The sequence below is a fragment of the Sulfitobacter sp. TMED3 genome (genome assembly GCF_002167505.1).
In the GTDB taxonomy this organism is placed as follows: domain Bacteria; phylum Pseudomonadota; class Alphaproteobacteria; order Rhodobacterales; family Rhodobacteraceae; genus Sulfitobacter; species Sulfitobacter pontiacus.
In genome coordinates this window covers 18,558-36,849 of sequence record NZ_NHBI01000035.1, presented here as the reverse complement: position 1 = coordinate 36,849, position 18,292 = coordinate 18,558, and the positions used below count along the sequence as shown (strand labels likewise).

The 18,292-nt window shown below is 62.5% G+C and carries 22 protein-coding genes; 11 read left to right on the top strand and 11 right to left on the bottom strand.

Annotated elements, in window-relative coordinates; translation table 11 throughout:
- The first annotated feature begins 190 nt into the window (after positions 1 to 190).
- The 3 genes from ihfB to CBB63_RS09705 all read left to right on the top strand — a co-directional run bounded on the left by ihfB (position 191) and on the right by CBB63_RS09705 (position 1,504).
- Positions 191 to 475: an integration host factor subunit beta gene (ihfB, locus tag CBB63_RS09715; protein ID WP_286698996.1), complete on the top strand. Its 285-nt coding sequence runs from the start codon at positions 191 to 193 to the stop codon at positions 473 to 475.
- Positions 475 to 825, top strand: a complete 351-nt coding sequence (locus CBB63_RS09710; RefSeq protein ID WP_009825117.1) for a LapA family protein — start codon at positions 475 to 477, stop codon at positions 823 to 825. Before ihfB ends, CBB63_RS09710 begins: the two co-directional genes overlap by 1 nt.
- 34 nt (positions 826 to 859) lie before the next feature.
- Positions 860 to 1,504, top strand: coding sequence for a phosphoribosylanthranilate isomerase (locus CBB63_RS09705; RefSeq protein ID WP_009825116.1), 645 nt, complete (start codon positions 860 to 862; stop codon positions 1,502 to 1,504).
- A gap of 18 nt (positions 1,505 to 1,522) precedes the next feature.
- Here CBB63_RS09705 and kdsA read toward each other — a convergent pair whose 3' ends face one another.
- The 5 genes from kdsA to CBB63_RS09680 all read right to left on the bottom strand — a co-directional run bounded on the left by kdsA (position 1,523) and on the right by CBB63_RS09680 (position 6,146).
- Positions 1,523 to 2,356 carry a 3-deoxy-8-phosphooctulonate synthase gene (kdsA, locus tag CBB63_RS09700; protein ID WP_005849405.1) on the bottom strand — a complete coding sequence of 278 codons (834 nt, stop codon included), beginning with the start codon at positions 2,354 to 2,356 and terminating at the stop codon, positions 1,523 to 1,525.
- Complete coding sequence (locus tag CBB63_RS09695) at positions 2,353 to 4,035, bottom strand: KpsE/RkpR family capsule polysaccharide export protein (RefSeq protein WP_286698995.1); 1,683 nt, start codon at positions 4,033 to 4,035, stop codon at positions 2,353 to 2,355. Before CBB63_RS09695 ends, kdsA begins: the two co-directional genes overlap by 4 nt.
- Complete coding sequence (locus CBB63_RS09690) at positions 4,013 to 4,672, bottom strand: ABC transporter ATP-binding protein (RefSeq protein WP_005849402.1); 660 nt, start codon at positions 4,670 to 4,672, stop codon at positions 4,013 to 4,015. The genes CBB63_RS09695 and CBB63_RS09690 overlap by 23 nt, the downstream gene beginning before the upstream one ends.
- Before the next feature lie 202 nt (positions 4,673 to 4,874).
- A complete protein-coding gene (locus CBB63_RS09685; protein ID WP_286698994.1) occupies positions 4,875 to 5,777 on the bottom strand; it encodes a cation diffusion facilitator family transporter in 903 nt (300 codons plus the stop codon).
- A gap of 24 nt (positions 5,778 to 5,801) precedes the next feature.
- Positions 5,802 to 6,146 (bottom strand): ArsR/SmtB family transcription factor, encoded by a 345-nt coding sequence (locus CBB63_RS09680; RefSeq protein ID WP_286698993.1) that lies wholly within the window; start codon positions 6,144 to 6,146, stop codon positions 5,802 to 5,804.
- A gap of 18 nt (positions 6,147 to 6,164) precedes the next feature.
- Between CBB63_RS09680 and CBB63_RS09675 the strand changes: the two genes are divergently transcribed.
- The 3 genes from CBB63_RS09675 to CBB63_RS09665 all read left to right on the top strand — a co-directional run bounded on the left by CBB63_RS09675 (position 6,165) and on the right by CBB63_RS09665 (position 9,111).
- Positions 6,165 to 6,860 (top strand): uracil-DNA glycosylase family protein, encoded by a 696-nt coding sequence (locus CBB63_RS09675; protein WP_286698992.1) that lies wholly within the window; start codon positions 6,165 to 6,167, stop codon positions 6,858 to 6,860.
- The gene (locus CBB63_RS09670) at positions 6,853 to 7,638 is read left to right on the top strand and encodes an SseB family protein (RefSeq protein ID WP_286698991.1); all 786 of its coding nucleotides are present in this window, start codon (positions 6,853 to 6,855) and stop codon (positions 7,636 to 7,638) included. The genes CBB63_RS09675 and CBB63_RS09670 overlap by 8 nt, the downstream gene beginning before the upstream one ends.
- A gap of 51 nt (positions 7,639 to 7,689) precedes the next feature.
- Positions 7,690 to 9,111 carry an FAD-binding oxidoreductase gene (locus CBB63_RS09665; protein WP_286698990.1) on the top strand — a complete coding sequence of 474 codons (1,422 nt, stop codon included), beginning with the start codon at positions 7,690 to 7,692 and terminating at the stop codon, positions 9,109 to 9,111.
- A gap of 17 nt (positions 9,112 to 9,128) precedes the next feature.
- Here CBB63_RS09665 and CBB63_RS09660 read toward each other — a convergent pair whose 3' ends face one another.
- On the bottom strand, positions 9,129 to 9,659 hold the full coding sequence (locus CBB63_RS09660; RefSeq protein WP_005849390.1) for an adenine phosphoribosyltransferase: 531 nt from the start codon (positions 9,657 to 9,659) through the stop codon (positions 9,129 to 9,131).
- A gap of 214 nt (positions 9,660 to 9,873) precedes the next feature.
- A complete protein-coding gene (locus CBB63_RS09655) occupies positions 9,874 to 10,746 on the bottom strand; it encodes an S-methyl-5'-thioadenosine phosphorylase (RefSeq protein WP_286698989.1) in 873 nt (290 codons plus the stop codon).
- Between the two features lie 168 nt (positions 10,747 to 10,914).
- Here CBB63_RS09655 and CBB63_RS09650 point away from each other — a divergent pair, with 168 nt between their 5' ends.
- Complete coding sequence (locus CBB63_RS09650) at positions 10,915 to 12,576, top strand: SulP family inorganic anion transporter (protein WP_005849385.1); 1,662 nt, start codon at positions 10,915 to 10,917, stop codon at positions 12,574 to 12,576.
- 78 nt (positions 12,577 to 12,654) lie between these two features.
- On the opposite strand, the gene CBB63_RS09645 is transcribed toward CBB63_RS09650, so the two are convergent.
- Complete coding sequence (locus CBB63_RS09645; protein ID WP_037953841.1) at positions 12,655 to 13,260, bottom strand: flavin reductase family protein; 606 nt, start codon at positions 13,258 to 13,260, stop codon at positions 12,655 to 12,657.
- A gap of 37 nt (positions 13,261 to 13,297) precedes the next feature.
- Between CBB63_RS09645 and CBB63_RS09640 the strand changes: the two genes are divergently transcribed.
- Entirely contained in the window at positions 13,298 to 13,831 is a 534-nt protein-coding gene (locus CBB63_RS09640) for a GNAT family N-acetyltransferase (RefSeq protein ID WP_286698988.1), read from the top strand.
- A 53-nt stretch (positions 13,832 to 13,884) separates the two neighbouring features.
- Positions 13,885 to 14,649 carry an EcsC family protein gene (locus tag CBB63_RS09635; RefSeq protein WP_005849379.1) on the top strand — a complete coding sequence of 255 codons (765 nt, stop codon included), beginning with the start codon at positions 13,885 to 13,887 and terminating at the stop codon, positions 14,647 to 14,649.
- Here the strand turns inward: CBB63_RS09635 and modC are convergent.
- Genes modC through modA form a run of 3 tightly spaced genes read right to left on the bottom strand, consistent with a single transcriptional unit; the run spans position 14,646 to position 17,145 of the window.
- A complete protein-coding gene (gene modC, locus CBB63_RS09630; RefSeq protein WP_286698987.1) occupies positions 14,646 to 15,734 on the bottom strand; it encodes a molybdenum ABC transporter ATP-binding protein in 1,089 nt (362 codons plus the stop codon). The two genes, CBB63_RS09635 and modC, sit on opposite strands and share 4 nt — an antisense overlap.
- Positions 15,731 to 16,420, bottom strand: coding sequence for a molybdate ABC transporter permease subunit (gene modB, locus CBB63_RS09625; protein ID WP_286698986.1), 690 nt, complete (start codon positions 16,418 to 16,420; stop codon positions 15,731 to 15,733). The genes modC and modB overlap by 4 nt, the downstream gene beginning before the upstream one ends.
- Entirely contained in the window at positions 16,417 to 17,145 is a 729-nt protein-coding gene (gene modA, locus CBB63_RS09620; RefSeq protein WP_286698985.1) for a molybdate ABC transporter substrate-binding protein, read from the bottom strand. The genes modB and modA overlap by 4 nt, the downstream gene beginning before the upstream one ends.
- Positions 17,146 to 17,253: 108 nt before the next feature.
- Between modA and CBB63_RS09615 the strand changes: the two genes are divergently transcribed.
- Positions 17,254 to 17,712 (top strand): NUDIX hydrolase, encoded by a 459-nt coding sequence (locus CBB63_RS09615; protein ID WP_286698984.1) that lies wholly within the window; start codon positions 17,254 to 17,256, stop codon positions 17,710 to 17,712.
- 72 nt (positions 17,713 to 17,784) lie between these two features.
- A complete protein-coding gene (locus CBB63_RS09610) occupies positions 17,785 to 18,243 on the top strand; it encodes a DUF1178 family protein (protein WP_286698983.1) in 459 nt (152 codons plus the stop codon).
- Positions 18,244 to 18,292: the final 49 nt, after the last annotated feature.

Below are 18,292 nucleotides of genomic sequence, written 5' to 3'. Positions count from 1 at the left end.
GGGCANGGAAGGGCGGCTGGCAGCGCTATTCCGNGTGGTTGNGTGAAATGTGACTAAAAAATGACTGGAAAACAGCGACTTCCCGCNACTTAATCGCAATAATAGAAATATGCATGACTTCACGAACGCGTTTGGTTTGCTATAGTCCCATGTAGTTAAGACATTAATTGCGCACCTCGGAGGACGTTAAATGATCCGGTCAGAACTGATCCAGAAGATTGCCGACGACAATCCCCATCTCTATCAGCGCGACGTGGAACGGATCGTAAATACCATCTTCGAAGAGATNACCGGCGCGATGTCCGANGGTGATCGGGTAGAGCTGCGCGGCTTTGGTGCCTTTTCAGTGAAAAAACGTGACGCCCGTGTGGGCCGGAACCCTCGCACTGGGGAAACNGTTCATGTAGAAGAAAAGCACGTGCCGTTCTTCAAGACCGGTAAACTGCTTAGAGATCGTTTAAACGGGAATTCCTAATGCGTTATGTTCGCTACCTCTGCATCGCAATCTTCGCCATTGCACTGATCGCGGTTGCCTTGGCCAACCGGTCNATGGTGTCGCTGAAGTTGCTACCGACCGAGGTATCGGGCTGGTTCGCGTTGAACCCTGAAATTCAGGTGCCGCTGTTCATTGTCATTCTGGGCAGCATCATCGCCGGTCTGCTGGTGGGTTTCGTCTGGGAATGGATCCGCGAATACGGCCAACGTGCCGAAGCCGCACGTCAGGCCCGCGAAATGCGCCGTCTGGAACGTGAAGTCGCACGCCTGAAGGGCGAGAAGTATCAGGACCAGGACGAGGTTCTGGCGCTGCTGGATCAAGCAAGCTAAGCGGGCCTATGCCCCTTAGCGCGGGAACCATCCGATGACCCAAAATTTGCACGTGAAATTCTGCGGCTTGCGCAGCACGCAGGATATTGCGGCGGCCGCTGCGGCCGGTGCGCGCTATGTCGGCTTTGTTTTCTTTGAAAAATCCCCCCGGCACGTCACGATTGATCAAGCCGCTGAACTGGCTGTAGAGGTGCCAATGGGGCTCTGTAAGGTCGCGTTGACGGTTAACGCGGATGACGCCTTTCTGGACGCGCTGACGGCCGCTGTGCCTATTGATATGCTGCAGCTACACGGCAAGGAAACGCCCGAGCGTGTCGCCGAGGTCAAGGCGCGTTATGGGCTGCCGGTGATGAAGGCGGTCGGTGTGGCCGATGCAGATGACCTGCCACAGATTGATGCCTATATGGCCGTGGCGGACCAGATCCTGATCGACGCGAAACCGCCCAAAGGGGCAGCGCTGCCCGGTGGCAATGGATTGTCCTTTGACTGGCGCCTGATCGCAGATCGCACATGGGACAAGCCGTGGATGCTGGCAGGGGGGCTGACCCCTGACAATGTGGCTCAGGCCGCCCGTATGACCGGCGCACGGCAGGTAGATGTCTCTTCCGGTGTGGAAAGCGCGCCGGGTGTAAAGGACGCAGGGCTGATCGCGGCATTCGGAAACGCCGCGAAGGTCTAGTATTGGCAGGATGGCCCCTTAGAAGGTGAGGGGGTATTCCTTGGCCAGCGCGTCGAATTTCATCAACGACGCAACCAGCGCAGGCATCTGATCCAGATAGATCATGTTCGGCCCGTCCGACGGTGCGTTGTCCGGGTCTTCGTGGGTTTCGATAAAGACCGCGCCCACGCCAATCGCGACCGCTGCACGGGCCATGACGGGGGCGAACTCGCGTTGTCCGCCGCTGGAGCCACCTTGCCCGCCGGGCTGCTGGACTGAATGGGTCGCGTCCATCACGACAGGGTATCCGGTTTGCGCCATCTGCGGCAGGCTGCGCATGTCAGCGACCAATGTGTTGTAGCCAAAGGAGGTGCCGCGTTCGGTCAGCAGGATGCGTTTGTTACCGGTGGATTCGATCTTGGCGACGACATTGGGCATATCCCACGGGGCAAGAAACTGACCCTTTTTGACGTTCACGACCTTGCCCGTATTGCCCGCGGCCAGCAGCATATCGGTCTGGCGGCACAGGAAGGCGGGGATTTGCAGGATGTCGACAGCCTCGGCCGCGATGGCGCATTGCGCTTCGGTATGCACGTCGGTCAGGACGGGCACGCCGATGGATTTGCCCACCGATTGCAGCACAGCCAGACCTTCGTCGATGCCAAGCCCGCGTTTGCCACCAAGGGAGGTGCGGTTGGCTTTGTCATAGCTCGCCTTGAACACGAACTGGGCGCCCACGGCATCGCATGCCTCTTTCATCTGGCCGGCGATCATCTGGGCGTGGGTTTCGCTTTCCAGCTGGCAGGGGCCTGCGATCACCGTCAGCGGGCGATCATTCCCGATGACGACATTTCCAACGGTGACTTGGGTCATTTTGTTACCTGTTCTTTTAGAATGGAGGAGGTCAGCGATAGCATGAGGTAGATGCCCGCAAAGATCAGGAATGTCAAAATCGTGTTCTCGAACTTGCGTGGGTATGAGGCGCTTTGCGACGCCACCGGACGCACCGCGACGGTCAGATATCGGACCTGGCGGCTGGCCTCTGTGCGGGCTTGTTCCATCTGGGTCTGGGACGCCTGCAAGGCGGCATCTGCCGCTGCCAGATCGGCCTGCGCCAGTTGCAAGCTGACCGCTTGTTGTGCAAGCGAGTTGGTGCCCTCGGTCGCGCTGTTCATGCGTTCGTTCAGCTTGTCCAGCTGCGCGCTAAGCCGGCGCACGTCGCCTTGGGCACCGTCCACCTTGGCGCGGTTCGGGCGCGGGTTGTCGAGCAGGGCGGCAAGTTCAAGCTCTTTTTCCAGCAGCAAGGTTTCATAATTGGTGATCTGCCCGCGGATCGATGCGATCACCGCCTGCGGGTCCACCCCGTTGTCGACCTGCAGCTTGATCAGCGCTTCCTGCGCCGCGCGGCGTTTGGCGACCGTCTGCTCAAAGGCTTCGCGGGCGTCGCGCATGCCGTCTTCGCGCTTTTGTTGCGACAGGGCGTTCACGCGTTCTTCGGCATATTGCAGCAGGTGTTCGGAAAAGTCTTTCGCGACCTCGGGATCGGCGGCAATCACCTCCATGCGGATCATACCTTCGGTCGGATCGTATCCGATTTTGACGTTGTCCTTATAGTATTTATACGCTTCCTCGTTCGACGCGTCAGGGTTCATCCGCTGGATCGGGTCGATCGCGGGGTCCGAGAAATGCTTCATAAAGCCGACATCTCGGTCCAGCCGCAGCATCGCGTCTTTTGACTGAAGGTAACTTTGTGTCGCGATACTATCGGCGGAGTTGGCAAACTGCGTCGGCAGCAGCCCGCCAAGGGGGCCAAGCCCGCCCGTGCCTTCGTTCTGGATAATCAGGAACTGGCTGTCTGTCGCATACATCGGCGTGGCGATGTTGTAGAAATAATACCCGCCCATGATTGTGGGCAGCCCTACAAAGAACGCGAGACGCACCATAAGCAACGCCATCTTGCGGCGGCGGCGCCTGGTGATGTCACGCTGGATGTCCGAGATCTCGCGCATGCGGCGTTCCATCGGATTAACGTCGGTCGAGGGCAGATTGCGCCCCCCGGCAGGGACTGTCTGGGGAAGCTGGATGCGCCCTTTCTGCAATGCCGTCCCGGTGGATTGCTTGTCCTGAGGAACGACCAGTTCCAGCATGTTGGAGCGTTGGAACGGGTCGATCCCTTCGGCGCGCAGCAATCGCACCGCATCGAAGTCAGAGGTCGGGGCAAGCCCGTGTTTTTGCGCCACGCGACGGGCCATGCGCAGCTGGCGGCCGGTCAGCCCTTCGCGGCGGATCGCGTCGATGTCCTGCTCTCCGCTGACTTCGGTCGCTGATGACACCTCGCCGCTGCGGGCGTCGGAGGGCGGGGTCGGGCGCGCGGCGGAGGCTGCGGCAGCTTGGCTGGGCGCTGCAGCCGCAGCGCGTGGCGCGTCGGGGGCCTGCGGCTTTGGCGTGGCTGCCGCGGGGGCATCACGTTCGACCGCGTCGTTCCCCTTGGGGGCCGCAGCGGGGGTCGCACGTTTGATGCGGAATTTTCTAGCCTTGGGTTTCGTAGTCATACAGCTGTTTGGCCTCTTCCAAGGTGTCGAAGATATGTAGCTTTCCGCCAAGCAAGACAGCAGCGGACCGCGCGAATTGTTCCAACGTCTCGGCTTGGTGCGAAACGATGATGATCGTCGTCGTGCGCAGCCGTTCTTGCAGAATTTCGCCCGCCTTGCGGTTGAACTCCACATCTGTGGTGCTCGGCATGCCTTCGTCGATCAAATAGATGTCGAAATCAAGCGCAAGCAGCAGTGAAAACGAAAACCGTGATTTCATCCCGGCCGAATATGTCCCGACGGGCTGGTCAAAATATTCCCCTAACCCACACAGCCAGCGACAAAAGCTTTCGACGTAGTCAGGGTCCAGCCCATAGAGACGGGCAATATAGCGGGCATTCTCTACCGCGGAAACCTTGTTGACGACACCGCCCATGAACCCCAGCGGGAAGCTGATGTTGCAGCCGCGCCGGATCTCGCCTTCGTCCGGCTTTTCCAGCCCCGCCATCATATTGATAAGGGTCGTCTTGCCGGTGCCGTTCGGGGCGAGGATGCCAAGGGAATGACCCAAATCCACGCGAAATGACACATGGTCGAGAATGACCTTGTGTTGCGTGCCAGTCCAAAAGGACTTGGAGACGTTGTCGAATTCCAGCATGCCTGCTCCGATTGGTGCTGTTGCGGGTATGTCGCGCCCTGTTTCCCGAGCCTTGGTCGGTGTCTAGCCCTCTATTTTGACTATATTATGTCGTAGTTGGGGCCGAATTTACAAGGAGCCAAAACGACCCACGCGCCCGAAGGCAGTGCCATCGGCGATGGTTTGCAGGGCGCGCTATACGAAAGGTCGAGGGGTGCGGGTGTTAGTGACCGATCACCTTGGCGTCGTGGCATTGGGCATCCTGGGTCTCAAGCTCCAGCGTGACGTGGTTCAGATCGAACTCGGACTTCAGGTAGGATTTCAACGCTTGGCGCAGGGCGCTTGGGTCGGTGCCTTGTTCGGCAACGATATGGGCGTCAAAGGCAGCGCCGTGTTCCTCCATCAGCCACAGGTGCACATGATGGACATCTGTAACGCCAGGCTGGTCGCGCAGTGCCGCGATCACGTCTTCGGTGCGCAGCGCATCGGGCGAGGCAAGCATCAGGATCCGTGCCACCTGCGGCAGTTCGGTCGCGGATTGCCAAAGGATGTATCCGGCAATCAGCAGCGTGGCCAACGGGTCCACCCAAGCCCATCCGAACAGGATCATCAGCGTCCCCGCCACGATCACGGCGACCGACCCCAAGGCATCCGCCACATTGTGCAAAAAGGCCGCGCGGATGTTCACGCTGGATTTCGATGCGCGAAAGGTCAACGCGGCGGTGCCCAGATCCACCAGCAAGGCGAAGCCGGCGACGATCACCACGATCCAGCCCGCCACGGGTTCGGGATTGGCAAAGCGCATCGCGGCCTCATAGACCAGATACAGGCCGATCACGATCAACGTGGTATAGTTGATCAGCGCCGCGACCGCCTCGATCCGGCCGTAACCAAAGGTCATATCTGCATTGGCTGGACGACGGGCGATCTTGCGCGCGGCAAAGGCGATGATCAGCGCGATGGCGTCGCTGAAGTTATGCAGCGCATCGGCGATCAGCGACAGGCTGCCCGCGACGATCCCGCCGATGACCTGCGCGACCGTGAGGCCGAGGTTGATCGCCACCGCGAGGGCAATCTTGCCGTCGCCGCTGTCGGGATCGACGTGATGATGGTGACTGTGTGACATGGGGGACTTTCGCTATCTGTGGTGTTAACCGTGGGGATGATCAGGGCAGGGGACCGCGGCGTCGGCGCAACACTCTGTCATCAGGAACTCGGACAGATCCTGTACCGCGTCATGGGATACCGCCGCGCAGATGGTGCTACGCCCCTGCCGCTGCTGGCGCACCAGCCCCGCGGCCACAAGCAGTTTCAGATGATGGGTCAGCGTCGACCCGGTGATGCCCGCGCGATCACCCAGCGTGCCGATGGTCAGCCCGTCAGGGCCTGCGCGCACCAGCAAACGGAGAACTTGCAACCGTTGTTCTGACCCGAGCGCGGCAAAGCGCGCAGCGGCCAAGGAAAGGTCATGGGGGGAGGCGGGATTCATTTTCATGTTTTTAGAAATATAGAAATGATTGGCCGCGTCAAGCTCATTTCGAAATGTCTCGAAACGATGGTCAAACACCACCGCGTCACCGCCCCCTTTGAAACCGGCGCGCCACCGCTTAGGTCTACCACCATGACCGACATCCGCCCCGAACTCAGCCAATGCACCCTCTGCGCCGACCGCTTTGCGGCTACGGCGACGGGGCACCGGCCCAATCCGGTGGTCTGGTTCCAACCCGGCGCGCGGCTGCTGATCGCCTCGCAAGCGCCGGGGTTGAAAGTGCATGAGGCAAACACCCCCTTCTGGGATGCCTCGGGCAAACGGCTGCGCGACTGGCTGGGCGTGGACGAGACGACCTTTTACGACCGCAGCCGCGTGGCGATCATCCCCATGGCCTTTTGCTTTCCGGGTTATGACGCCAAGGGCAGCGATCTGCCGCCTCCGCCGATCTGTGCGAAAACATGGCGGGCCCGGGCGCTGGATACCGTGCCCGATGTCCGGCTGACCGTGTTGATCGGGGCCTATGCCATGCGCTATCACCTGCCTGGGTTCACCACAGTCACCCGCGCCGTCGCCGATTGGCAAAACCACCCGAAGGGCGTCTTTGCCTTGCCTCATCCGTCGTGGCGCAATACCGGTTGGCTCAAGAAAAATCCGTGGTTCGAGGAGGACGTGCTTCCCCGGCTCCGCGCTGCTGTAAGGAATGTACTGGATGACTGAAGCGACGCCCCTGGACATCGCCCATGCCGCCATGATGGCCGATGAAAGCGATGACGCTGCCCGCCTGCGGTTCTACGAACGCATGGCCGATGTGGAGCTTTTCCTGCTGCTCGAAGCCGAACCGGANGCCGATCAGGTCAGCCCTGTCCTGCTNGANGACGCCTATGTGCTGGTCTTTGACCGGATNGAACGGCTTGCGGCCTATGTCGGGCAGCCNGNGCCCTATGTGGCNCTGTCGGGGCGCGCGATTGCGGGGATGCTGGATGGCCAACCGCTTGGCATGGCGGTGAACCTNGATGTCGCNCCTTCGGCGATCNTGCTGCCCGACAGCGCCGTGGCTTGGCTGCGCGACACACTCGCCCATGAAGCCGGAGAGGTCGAGGCGCGCATCGACCGTGTTCTGCCGCCCAAGGGCCTGCCCGAAACGCTGATTGCCGCGATTGATGCCAAGCTGGCGACCGCCACAGGCATGGCGGCAGGGGCGTGGCTGGTCGGGGTTGAATACACNGGCGGCGGGCGCGGGCATCTGCTGGGCTTTGTCGGGGCCATCCCGCGCGCGCAAGACGCGCTGGTTCGTGCCGCTTCCGAGGCGCTGACATTCTCGGGTATCGATGCGGGGGCNATGGATGTGGGCTTCTTCGCGCCCTCTGATCCGACGGTTGAAAAACTGTCGAAAGTCGGGCTGCGTTTTGATCTGCCCCAGATGGACCCGCTGGAAAAAACCCCGCGGATGGAGGCCCCCGGCTCTGACCCGTCAAAGCCGCCGATCCTGCATTAGCGAGGACCAAAGCCGCTTGCATCCCGCCCCGCTTGGCGCGATCAATAGGCCATGACATTGAACCCCGCCGATCCCGCATTCGAGGCCGCGCTGCGTGCCGATCTGTCGCCCGACGTCTTCCGCGCGGTCGAACCCCGCTATCTGGAAGAACCCCGCGGGCTGTATGCCGGAAAATCGGCNGTGCTGGCNCTGCCACGCACGGTCGAAGAGGTNGCGACCCTGATCCGCCATGCCAATGCAGCACGGGTCGGCGTGATCCCCTATGGCGGAGGTACCGGACTTGTGGGCGGCCAGGTGGCAGACTCTGGCCCCGCNCCGCTGATCCTGTCGCTGGAACGCATGAACAAACTTCGCGCAGTCTACCCNGATGAAAACGTGCTGGTAGCCGAAGCGGGGATGATCCTGTCNGACGTGCANGACGCCGCCGANGCNGCGGATCGCNTGTTTCCCCTGACCCTCGCGGCTCAGGGCTCTGCCCGCATTGGGGGTAATCTGGCGACAAATGCGGGNGGCACCGGCGTGCTGCGCTATGGCAACGCCCGTGATCTCTGTCTGGGGCTAGAGGCCGTGCTGCCCGATGGCCAGATATGGAACGGCCTGACACGGCTGCGCAAGAACAACACCGGCTACGATCTGCGTCACCTGCTGGTCGGTGCCGAGGGCACNCTTGGCGTCATCACCGCCGCTGCGCTCAAACTCTACCCGCGGCCCGCCAAGACGGGGACCGCGCTGCTGGTCGTGAACTCTCCGGCGGCGGCGCTGAAGCTGCTGTCGCTCGCGCGCAGTCANTTGGGCGAGATGATCAGCGCGTTCGAGATCATGAACGGCGTCGGGCTGGATTTCCTCACCGAAAAGATGCCCGAACTNCGCCAGCCCTTCGACACCCCGCCNGAATGGAGCGTGCTGATCGAANTGGGCCTCAGCGGTGATCTGGAACCGATGGCGGCGCTCGAGACNCTGTTTGCCGCCGCCTTCGAGGCGGAGCTGGTGACAGACGGGCTCATCGCGCAAAGCCAGCAGCAGTCCGAAGATTTCTGGGCCGTCCGCGAGATGATGCCCCACGCCAACCGCCAGATCGGGTCGATCTCNAGCCACGATATCTCGGTCCCCTTGGGCGCGCTGCCCGAATTTATCATCCGCGCGGGGGAAAAGGTCGGCGCGCTGGGCGATTTCAGGATCAATTGTTTCGGCCANGTGGGCGACGGCAACCTGCACTACAACGTTTTCCCGGTGCAGGGCCGAAGCCGCGAGGATCATCTGGAGGATCGCTTGCCCATCAAGACGGCGATCCATGATCTGGTGCACGAGCTCGGCGGCTCTGTCAGTGCGGAGCACGGGATCGGGCGGCTCAAGGTCAANGACCTCGAACGCTATAGCGATCCGGCAAAGCTCTCTGCGTTGCGCGCGATCAAGGCGGCGCTGGATCCGAACGGGATCATGAACCCCGGCGCGATGTTCCCCGCGCCGGAATAAAGTCTCGGCAATGCGGTTTACGCGCCTTCAAAGGCACAGAGCGCGTTGACCTCCATCCCCATCGCTTCCAGCCGCTTGCGCCCGCCAAGTTCCGGCAGGTCGATGATAAAGGCGCAGGACACGATCTCGCCGCCCAAACGCTGGATCAGCTTGATCCCCGCCTCGGCGGTGCCACCGGTGGCCAGTAGATCGTCGACAACCAACACCTTCTCACCGGGTTTGATCGCGTCGTCGTGCAGCTCCACAATTGCCTCGCCGTATTCCAGCTTGTAATCCTGAGAGATGGTGCGACCGGGCAGCTTGCCCTTCTTGCGAATAGGCACAAAGCCGACGGACAGCTGATGCGCGATCGCGCCGCCCAGAATAAAGCCGCGCGCCTCAAGCCCGACGACCTTGTCGATGTCGATACCGGCATAGGGGTGCAGCATCTGGTCGATGGCCATCCGGAACCCGCGCGGGTCGGCGAAAAGCGTGGTCACATCGCGAAACATGATCCCTTCGTGAGGGAAATCGACAATGGTACGGATGTAATCTTGAACCTGTTTCATGCAGTGCTCCGGTCGTTGGGCTTTGGTCGGTCGCCACACCAGCGCAACAACCGCGCCACAGCGTTAAGCGACCCGCTCCCTGTCAGCAAGCATCTTCCTCAGCGCGGCCCCGCGGGACATCACGTCAAAGCCGCAAGGCCCCGCTTCATTTTGCCAAATAAACTCACCTGCCACAGCACCCGCCACGGGCGCTGCGACGGCGTTTGCAGTGCGCCTAAAGCACGCGCCCCGCGACGGCATCCAGCTTGGCCACAAGGGCCGAGTCGCGCATTTCGGGCTGGGTCATGATCGCATATTCCAACGCACGGTCGCAGCCGTGCGGGCAGGGGGTGCGGTCGGCTCCTAGCAGTTTGGGCAGGCGCGCGACCAGCTGACGGCCCTTGTCGGCATTGCCCATCAACGTCTCGATGATCTTGGTCACATCGACCTCGCCGTGGTCCGGATGCCAGCTGTCGTAATCCGTGATCATCGCGACCGAGGCATAGCAAAGCTCTGCCTCGCGGGCCAATTTCGCTTCGGGCATATTGGTCATGCCGATCACATCCGCCCCCCAGCTTTCGCGGTACATCTTGGATTCCGCCAATGTGCTGAACTGCGGCCCCTCCATCGCAAGGTAGGTGCCGCCGCGGTGCACGTTGATGCCCGCGTCGCGCGCAGCGGTTTCGCAGGCGTCGCCCAAACGTGGGCAGGTGGGGTGCGCCACGCTGACATGGGCCACGCAGCCGGTGCCGAAGAAAGATTTCTCCCGCGCGATGGTGCGGTCGATGAACTGGTCCACAATCACAAAATCTCCCGGCGCCATTTCATCGCGGAACGACCCGCAAGCCGAGACGCTGATCACATCCGTGCAGCCGAGCCGTTTCAGCGCATCGATATTGGCGCGGTAGGGAACGGTAGAGGGCGCATGCACATGTCCGCGTCCGTGGCGCGGCAGAAAGGCCATCTCTACCCCGTCCAGCGTGCCGGTCAGGATCGCATCGGAGGGCGGGCCCCAGGGACTTTCCACGGTAAGCCATTCGGCCCCCTCCAGCCCGTTGATGTCATAGATGCCGGAGCCGCCGATCACGGCAATTTTCGTCTGAGTCATGAAGTCGCCCTTGGATTGAGTTGTGCGCAGAGTATCAAGCTTGGCCCATAGGGAAAGCCTTGAATCCGGCCCGCACCGTCGCGTGGCTTCCATTTTGTTCACGTTTCAGCTAGGAGGCCGCAAAGACCTTTCCGACTTATTGATGCGATTTGACCCGAAGGATGCCCGATGGCGCGTACCACGTTCCGTAGTTTTACCAAAAATCTTGATGTGACCGACCTGAGATGGATGCCGGGAGAGGGGTTCTCTCCGTCGCGGCTGCGCATCGAATTGCTGTCGGGGCTGACCGTCGCCCTGGCCCTTGTGCCCGAAGCGGTTGCCTTTGCCTTTGTCGCGGGGGTCCACCCGTTGGTGGGCCTCTATGCGGCCTTTCTGGTGGGGTTGATCACCGCGTTGATCGGCGGGCGTCCGGGGATGATCTCGGGGGCGACAGGGGCTTTGGCCGTTGTGATGGTCGCATTGGTTGCGCAGCACGGGGTCGAATATCTGTTCGCCACTGTCGTGCTGATGGGGCTGATCCAGATTTTCGCAGGTGTCATGCAGTGGGGCAAATTCATGCGGCTGGTGCCGCACCCTGTTATGCTGGGGTTCGTGAACGGTCTGGCAATCGTGATCTTCCTTGCCCAGATGGGTCAGTTCAAAGTACCGGGCACGATGGTTGATACAGGTCACGGCATGTCGGGTGGCGAATGGCTGTCGGGTGGGCCGCTTTACCTTATGCTGGCGCTTGTCGCCGCGACGATGGCGATCATCTGGGTCATGCCGCGCATCACCAAGCTGATCCCCGCACCGCTGGCAGGCATCGGCATCATCGCCATTCTGGTGATCGCGACAGGCATGGATGTGCCACGGGTCGGCGATCTGGCCTCGATCGAGGGTGGCTTTCCGACGTTCCACATGCCGTTTGGCGAAGGTGTCGGCCTGTACGGCACCGCCTTGGCACCCTTCACGCTCGAGACGCTGTATATCATCCTGCCCTATGCGGTGATCCTTGCGGCTATCGGCTTGATTGAATCGCTGCTGACGTTGAACCTTGTCAGCGACCTGACCAACACCCGCGGCGGGGCCAGCCAGGAATGTATCGCGCAGGGCGTGGCCAATACCGTGACCGGCTTCTTTGGCGGTATGGGCGGCTGCGCCATGATCGGTCAGTCCATGATCAACGTGAAATCCGGCGGGCGCACGCGGGTTGCGGGGATTGCAGCTGCGGTCTTTTTGCTGCTGTTCATTCTGGTCGGCGCGCCACTGATCGAACAGATCCCGCTGGCAGCACTGGTCGGGGTGATGTTCATGGTCGTGATCGGCACCTTCGCGTGGAACTCCTTTGGGATCCTGCGCAAAGTGCCACTGACCGATGCCTTCGTGATCCTGCTGGTCACTGTCGTCACCGTCTACGAAGACCTTGCGGTCGCGGTGGTCGTCGGTGTGATCGTGTCGGCGCTGGCCTATGCGTGGAACAATGCGCGGCGCATCCACGCCAAGACATACACCACACCCGAAGGGGCCAAGGTCTATCAGATTCAGGGGCCGCTGTTCTTTGGATCGTCCGAAGGTTTCGCCGAGCTCTTTAACGTCAAGGCCGACCCCAGCGAGGTGATCGTCGATTTCGAGGACAGCCGCGTTGTGGACCAATCCGCCCTGCAAGCGATCGAGACGATTGCCGCGAAATACGAAGGCGCGGGCAAGCGCATCCAGCTGCGCCACCTCAGCCGCGATTGTCACCGTTTGCTGAAGAAGGCCGGGCATCTGATGATCGATAGCGACGATGATCCCGACTACGAGATCGCGGCGAACTATCAGGTCCGTACCGGCATTCTTGGCGGTCACTAAACCGCCCGACCGACTGAAACAAAAAGCCCCCGATGCAGTCCGCATCGGGGGCTTTTCGCTTTTCGGAATGGGGCGGGATCAATCGTCGGGGCGGATGATCTCGAACACGTCGGTCACGCGGGCATAATCGCGGTAGCCCAAGCGGGACAGCGGTTGGAAGGTCGTCACATCAAAGCGCCCGTCCTTGATGCAATCGTCGCGCATATGGACGCCGACGACCTCGCCGAAGACGACAAAGTTATTCTCTCCCTCGATCTTGACCATCTGGGTCATGCGGCATTCCAGGCTGGCAGGGGCGGTCGCCACACGGGCGCAATTGATCTGGTCGCAGCTCGCCTTTTCGACGCCAGCGTGGCCGAATTCATCCGCGCCATGGGGCAGCGTCGCAGAGGAGGCGTTCATCGCGTCGCGCATCGCGTATTCGACAATGTTCACGCAGAAGACGCCGGTCTCGCGGATGTTGGCCATGCTGTCCTTGGTCCCGTCCACATCGGCCTTGGTCCCGGTAGAGGCAAACATCACCTGCGGCGGCGTATAGGCGACCCCGTTGAAAAACGAATAGGGGGCCAGATTGTCGTTCCCGTCCGCGTCTCGGGTGGAAATCCATCCGATCGGGCGTGGGGTGACAATCGCGTTGAACGGGTTATGGGGCAGGGGGTGGCCGTCTTGCGGGCGGTAGAACATCAAACTCTCCTCATGGTTTGCACCTATGGCTAGCGCCATGATAAAGGCAGCGCCACAGGAAAACCGTCCAGAGGGCCACGCCTTGTATCATATTACCCCCGAGACGGCTGCCGATCACTGGGAAGTCGAAGCGTTATACGACACCTGCTTTGCGCCGGGACGCGAAGCGTTGTCGTCCTATCGCCTGCGCGACGGGGTGCCGCCTGTGGCGGGGCTGAACCATGTGGCACGTGACGCGGGCGGTATCCTTGCCGGGGCCATCCGCTATTGGCCGGTCTGTATCGGTGCCCATGCCGCGCTGTTGTTGGGGCCCGTTGCCGTGCACCCGACGCGGCAGGGCGAAGGCTTGGGTGCCTTGCTGATCGAGGGCAGTCTGGCGCAAGCGGCCCCGCTGGGGTGGTCGCGCGTGATGCTGGTGGGGGATGCGCCTTACTATAACCGCTTCGGCTTTACCTTGCTGACCGATGTGGTGATGCCGCCGCCAACGAACCCTGAACGGGTGTTGGGTCGCGCGCTGGTCGATGGCGCGTGGGAAGGTATCGCGGGCGATGTCACCGCTTGGCCACATTGAAAGCGGCGGCGGGATGGCCCACATTCTAGCCAAACAGGCGGAGGCCCCACCCCATGCAGATTGAAAGCAACCTACCCAGCACCATTGACGTAGAGGCACGGCTGGACCAGATCGCCAAGCGCTACAAAAGCGCGGGCGGTGTGGGTATTAATGTGTTGAACGTCATCGGCGGCAGCGCCGAGGGGTTGATCGACAAGCTTCCCTCGCCCGTGCGCCGCAATCTTGAAAGCGCCACCGTCAAGGCATTGGGCCAGGCGATGAAGGCAGCGACGTCGACGCGGTCGATGGTGCCGGACCAGAAAAGCTGGCTGAACCAGGCGGTCAGCGCGGCGATGGGGGCGGCGGGCGGCGCAGGTGGCCTGCCTACGGCACTGGCAGAGCTGCCGGTGACGACGACCTTGTTGCTCCGCGTTATTCAGGGGGTGGCGGTGGAACACGGCTTTGATGCCCATGCCGAGAATGTGCAGTTCGATTGCGTGCAGGTGTTCAGCGCCGCGGGGCCCTTGTCAGAGGATGACGGGGCCGATCTGGCATTCCTATCGGCGCGGGTCGCGCTAAGCGGGCGCGCCATGCAGGCGGTGATTGCCAAAGTGGCCCCGCGTCTGGCGCTGGTCTTGGGGCAGAAGCTGGCCGCGCAGGCGGTGCCGGTGCTGGGGGCGGTGGCCGGTGCGGCGACCAACTATGCCTATACCAGCTATTACGAAGATATGGCCCATGTGCATTTCGGGCTGCGCAAGCTGGCGATTGATGCGGATGTCCCCCACGAAGAACTGGTCGAGCGGCTGCGCGCGAAGGTCGGGCTGCGCAAGATCGCCTAGCGCCCGATACTGCCCGGCGCGACCGTGGTGGCCTTGAGGATCGCATAGCAGGTCATGCCCGGTGTCAGGCCAAGCTCGGCGACAGCGCGTGCCGTCACACGGCTGAGCAACCGGTCACGCCCCGCACGCAGGGCAATGGCCGCGCCCGGACCGTCGCCGGGGTGAACCGCCTCGACCGTGACGGGCAGCACGTTGACCGAGCTCAGCCCCTCGGGGCGGGTCAGGGACAGGATCACGTCCTGGGCCAGCACCCGCAGCCGCACGCGGGCACCGGCATCGGCGTGCACGCCGGGCAGCTCAAGCTCTCCGGCGCTGATCCGCAGGGTCGTGATCCCGTCATTCCCATGCTCAAGGACATCCGCTTCGATCACGGCACCCGCCTCGCGGACACCAAGCAGGGGCACGGCGGCGGGGTCTGACATGACATCGAACAGCGGGCCTTGCGCCTGGACTGTCCCGTTCTGGATCAACACCAGTGTATCGGCCAGCCGCGCGATCTCGTCCACCGCGTGGCTGACATACAGGATCGGCAGCCCCAGCGGCCCGTCGCGCAGCCGTTCGAGAAAGGGCAAAATCTCTTGCTTGCGGGGCCCGTCCAGACTGGCGAGCGGTTCATCCATCAGCAACATGCGCGGGTGGCTCAGCAAGGCGCGGCCCAAGGCGACGCGCTGCTTTTGACCGCCTGACAGCGTGGCAGGCGCGCGGTCGAGCAATGTCTCTAGCCCAAGCAGTGCCACCACGTCGCGTTGAGACGGGCCGCTGCTGCCGCGCGGCGCATAGCGGGCACCGAACATCAGGTTTTGCGCCACGCTGAGATGCGGGAACAGTCGCGCGTCCTGAAACACGGTGCCAAGGCGGCGCTTGTGCGGGGGGACATAGATGCCGCCTTCGGTGTCCAGCAGCACCTCGTCCTCGATCACGACGCGCCCGCGGTCGGGGTGGAGCAAGCCGCCAACAGCGTTGATTACGGTGGATTTTCCGGCCCCCGACCGGCCAAACAGCGCGGTGATGCCGGGCCCGGCCTCAAGCGCGAGGTCCAGCGCGAAGCCGTCAAAGCGGTGCGACAGGGACAGGGAAAGCGTCATGCGCCTGCGATCCTTTTGGCAACGCGGCGGGCAAGCAGCTCGGACAGAAGCACGGCGCTGACCGCGATGGCCGAAGACATTAGCACCATCGCCACCGCCTGACCCTCGCCACCGGGTATCTGCAAGGCGGCCCAGATGGCGCTTGGCAGGGTTTGCGTCTGGCCGGGGATATTGGCGACAAAGGTGATCGTGGCACCAAATTCGCCCATGGCTTTGGCAAAGCCCATCACGGTCCCCGCCAGCACACCGGGCAAGATCAGGGGCAGGGTGACACGGGCGAAAACCGCCACGCGGGGGGCACCGAGCGTGGCAGCGGCGTCTTCAAGCTTGGGGTCTACCGCCTCTATCGCGAGGCGCATGGCGCGGACCATCAAGGGGAACCCCATGATGATCGCCGCCAGCACCGCGCCGGACCAGTGGAACGCCAGTTGCAATCCGATGGTGTCCAGTGCACGGCCCAAGGGCGCGTTCCGCCCGAATGCCAACAGCAGCAGATATCCCGTGACCACAGGCGGCAAAACCAGCGGCAGATGCACGGCGGCATTCAGCAGCGCCTTGCCCCAGAAATCCCGCCGCGCCAGCAGCCACGCCACCCAAAGCGCCAGCGGGATCGCCAGCAGGGTCGCCCAACAGGCGACCCAAAGCGACAGGCGCAGCGCGTCCCAGGCGGCGGCGTCTGCGGTCATTCGGGCAGCGGCTTGAAGCCGTGGCGGGCAAAGACCGCGCGGGCGTCGTCGGACTGCAGATGCGCCATGAAGGCCGCGCCGCTGTCAGAAAGCGCGGCGGCGGGGTAGGTGATCGGGCTGTGTGTCCCCTGCGGGATATCGTAAAGGATGCGGACCTGCGGTTCGGCCAAAGCATCGGTGCGGTAAACCACGCCCAAAGGCGTCTCTGCCCGTGCGACCAAAGCCAGTGCGCTGCGCACGTTATCCGTCTCTGCCAGATGCGGGGCAATCGCGTCCCATTGTCCGGTAACCTCAAGCCATTCGCGCGCATAGATACCAGCGGGCACGGCGTCCCTTTGGCCCATCGCTAACCGTGCATCGCCAAGGGCACCCGCCAGATCGGCGGGGTCCGGGGCGATATTGCTGTCTGCGGGGGCGATCACCACAAGCGAATTGCCCAGCAGATCAACCACTGCGTCAGCCTGGACCGCGCCGCGATCTCGCAGCCATGTCATCCAGACCGGTGCGGCGAGCAAGACCACATCGGCAGGGGCACCCGCATCGATCTGCCGCGCCATCGTGCCGGACCCGCCAAAAGACAGCGCCACATCGCCGTCATAGCGGCGCGCGACCTCGTCCAGGGAACCGCGCAGGCTGGCGGCCGCAAAGACCGTCACCGAAGGCTGCTCTGCCTGCGTGAGGGTGGGCAGCAGCGCTGCAAAAATGAGCGGCAAAAAACGTTTCATTCCCGCAGTATCCGCCATGCCGTAGGGGCGTGCAAGGGCGACTGGTCTTGTCATCACGGCACGGGTAGGCTTTTGTTGCCGTACCACCCCGGAGACAGAATGCCCCGCATGAAACAGCTGCCTATATCACTGCAAGGTGCCCGCAAGGGAGAGGTGCGAACACAGTTCGCCGCGCTGTGTTACCGCGTGCGCCAAGGCAAGCTGCAGGTGCTGTTGATCACGTCTCGGGGGGCGAAACGCTGGATTGTGCCGAAAGGCTGGCCGATGGATGCCAAAACCCCCGGTGCCGCCGCCGCGCGCGAGGCATGGGAAGAAGCGGGCGTGCGCGGGCGGGTCACGGGCGGCTGCCTTGGCGTCTATTCCTACACAAAGGAAATGGACGACGGAGAGATGTTGCCGGTGGTGGCCATGCTCTATCCCGTAGAGGTCAAGATCACCGCCGATAAATACCCCGAAGCCGGCCAGCGGCGCCGCAAGTGGATGTCGCGCAAGAAGGCCGCCAAAATGGTGTCAGAGCCCGAGCTGGCGCGCATGATCCGGGACTTCGATCCGCGCGGCCGGAGTTGAGCCGCTTGACGGGACCGGCTTGCGCCCCCATTTTTAACATATCTTAACGACGAGAGGATGCCTGCGGGCGCGATGATCAAGTTTTCGCTGAAATGTGATCAGGACCACAAGTTTGAAAGCTGGTTCAAATCTGCCGCCGCCTTTGATGCGCTGGCGCAGGCGGGGCATCTGACCTGCGCGCTGTGTGGGTCGACCAAGGTGACCAAGGGCATGATGGCCCCCCGTGTCACAACCGGCGAGCGCCGCGAGAACCGCGGTGAGGGTGGTCAAAAGCCGGACGCCGCAGTGCCGGTGCTATCGAAACCTCAAAGCGCGTTGGAAGAGGCGCTGAAGGCGCTGCGCAAAGAGGTCGAAACCTCCTCGGAATATGTGGGCGATGATTTCGTGCGTGAAGCCCGTGCCATCCACATCGGAGATGCGCCCGACCGGTCAATCTATGGCGAGGCGCGTCTGGACGAAGCCGTCGCCCTGATCGAAGAGGGTATCCCGCTGACACCGCTGCCGTTTCGGGCCAAACGCACCACGTCATAGACGGCGGGTCGCAGGCGACCTTGGGCGGGCGGATACCCCGCCCCGCCAC

What these genes read in the sequence shown, in the direction of transcription:
- CBB63_RS09680 (WP_286698993.1), bottom strand. Translation starts at nt 6,146, where the DNA reads ATGAAAATGAATCCCGCCTCCCCCCATGACCTTTCCTTGGCCGCTGCG.
- CBB63_RS09645 (WP_037953841.1), bottom strand. Translation starts at nt 13,260, where the DNA reads ATGTTCTACCGCCCGCAAGACGGCCACCCCCTGCCCCATAACCCGTTC.
- modC (WP_286698987.1), bottom strand. Translation starts at nt 15,734, where the DNA reads ATGACGCTTTCCCTGTCCCTGTCGCACCGCTTTGACGGCTTCGCGCTG.
- CBB63_RS09635 (WP_005849379.1), top strand. Translation starts at nt 13,885, where the DNA reads ATGCAGATTGAAAGCAACCTACCCAGCACCATTGACGTAGAGGCACGG.
- CBB63_RS09675 (WP_286698992.1), top strand. Translation starts at nt 6,165, where the DNA reads ATGATTGGCCGCGTCAAGCTCATTTCGAAATGTCTCGAAACGATGGTC.
- CBB63_RS09705 (WP_009825116.1), top strand. Translation starts at nt 860, where the DNA reads ATGACCCAAAATTTGCACGTGAAATTCTGCGGCTTGCGCAGCACGCAG.
- CBB63_RS09660 (WP_005849390.1), bottom strand. Translation starts at nt 9,659, where the DNA reads ATGAAACAGGTTCAAGATTACATCCGTACCATTGTCGATTTCCCTCAC.
- CBB63_RS09655 (WP_286698989.1), bottom strand. Translation starts at nt 10,746, where the DNA reads ATGACTCAGACGAAAATTGCCGTGATCGGCGGCTCCGGCATCTATGAC.
- modB (WP_286698986.1), bottom strand. Translation starts at nt 16,420, where the DNA reads ATGACCGCAGACGCCGCCGCCTGGGACGCGCTGCGCCTGTCGCTTTGG.
- CBB63_RS09610 (WP_286698983.1), top strand. Translation starts at nt 17,785, where the DNA reads ATGATCAAGTTTTCGCTGAAATGTGATCAGGACCACAAGTTTGAAAGC.
- CBB63_RS09640 (WP_286698988.1), top strand. Translation starts at nt 13,298, where the DNA reads ATGATAAAGGCAGCGCCACAGGAAAACCGTCCAGAGGGCCACGCCTTG.
- CBB63_RS09685 (WP_286698994.1), bottom strand. Translation starts at nt 5,777, where the DNA reads ATGTCACACAGTCACCATCATCACGTCGATCCCGACAGCGGCGACGGC.
- CBB63_RS09615 (WP_286698984.1), top strand. Translation starts at nt 17,254, where the DNA reads ATGAAACAGCTGCCTATATCACTGCAAGGTGCCCGCAAGGGAGAGGTG.
- kdsA (WP_005849405.1), bottom strand. Translation starts at nt 2,356, where the DNA reads ATGACCCAAGTCACCGTTGGAAATGTCGTCATCGGGAATGATCGCCCG.
- CBB63_RS09690 (WP_005849402.1), bottom strand. Translation starts at nt 4,672, where the DNA reads ATGCTGGAATTCGACAACGTCTCCAAGTCCTTTTGGACTGGCACGCAA.
- CBB63_RS09695 (WP_286698995.1), bottom strand. Translation starts at nt 4,035, where the DNA reads ATGACTACGAAACCCAAGGCTAGAAAATTCCGCATCAAACGTGCGACC.
- CBB63_RS09650 (WP_005849385.1), top strand. Translation starts at nt 10,915, where the DNA reads ATGGCGCGTACCACGTTCCGTAGTTTTACCAAAAATCTTGATGTGACC.
- modA (WP_286698985.1), bottom strand. Translation starts at nt 17,145, where the DNA reads ATGAAACGTTTTTTGCCGCTCATTTTTGCAGCGCTGCTGCCCACCCTC.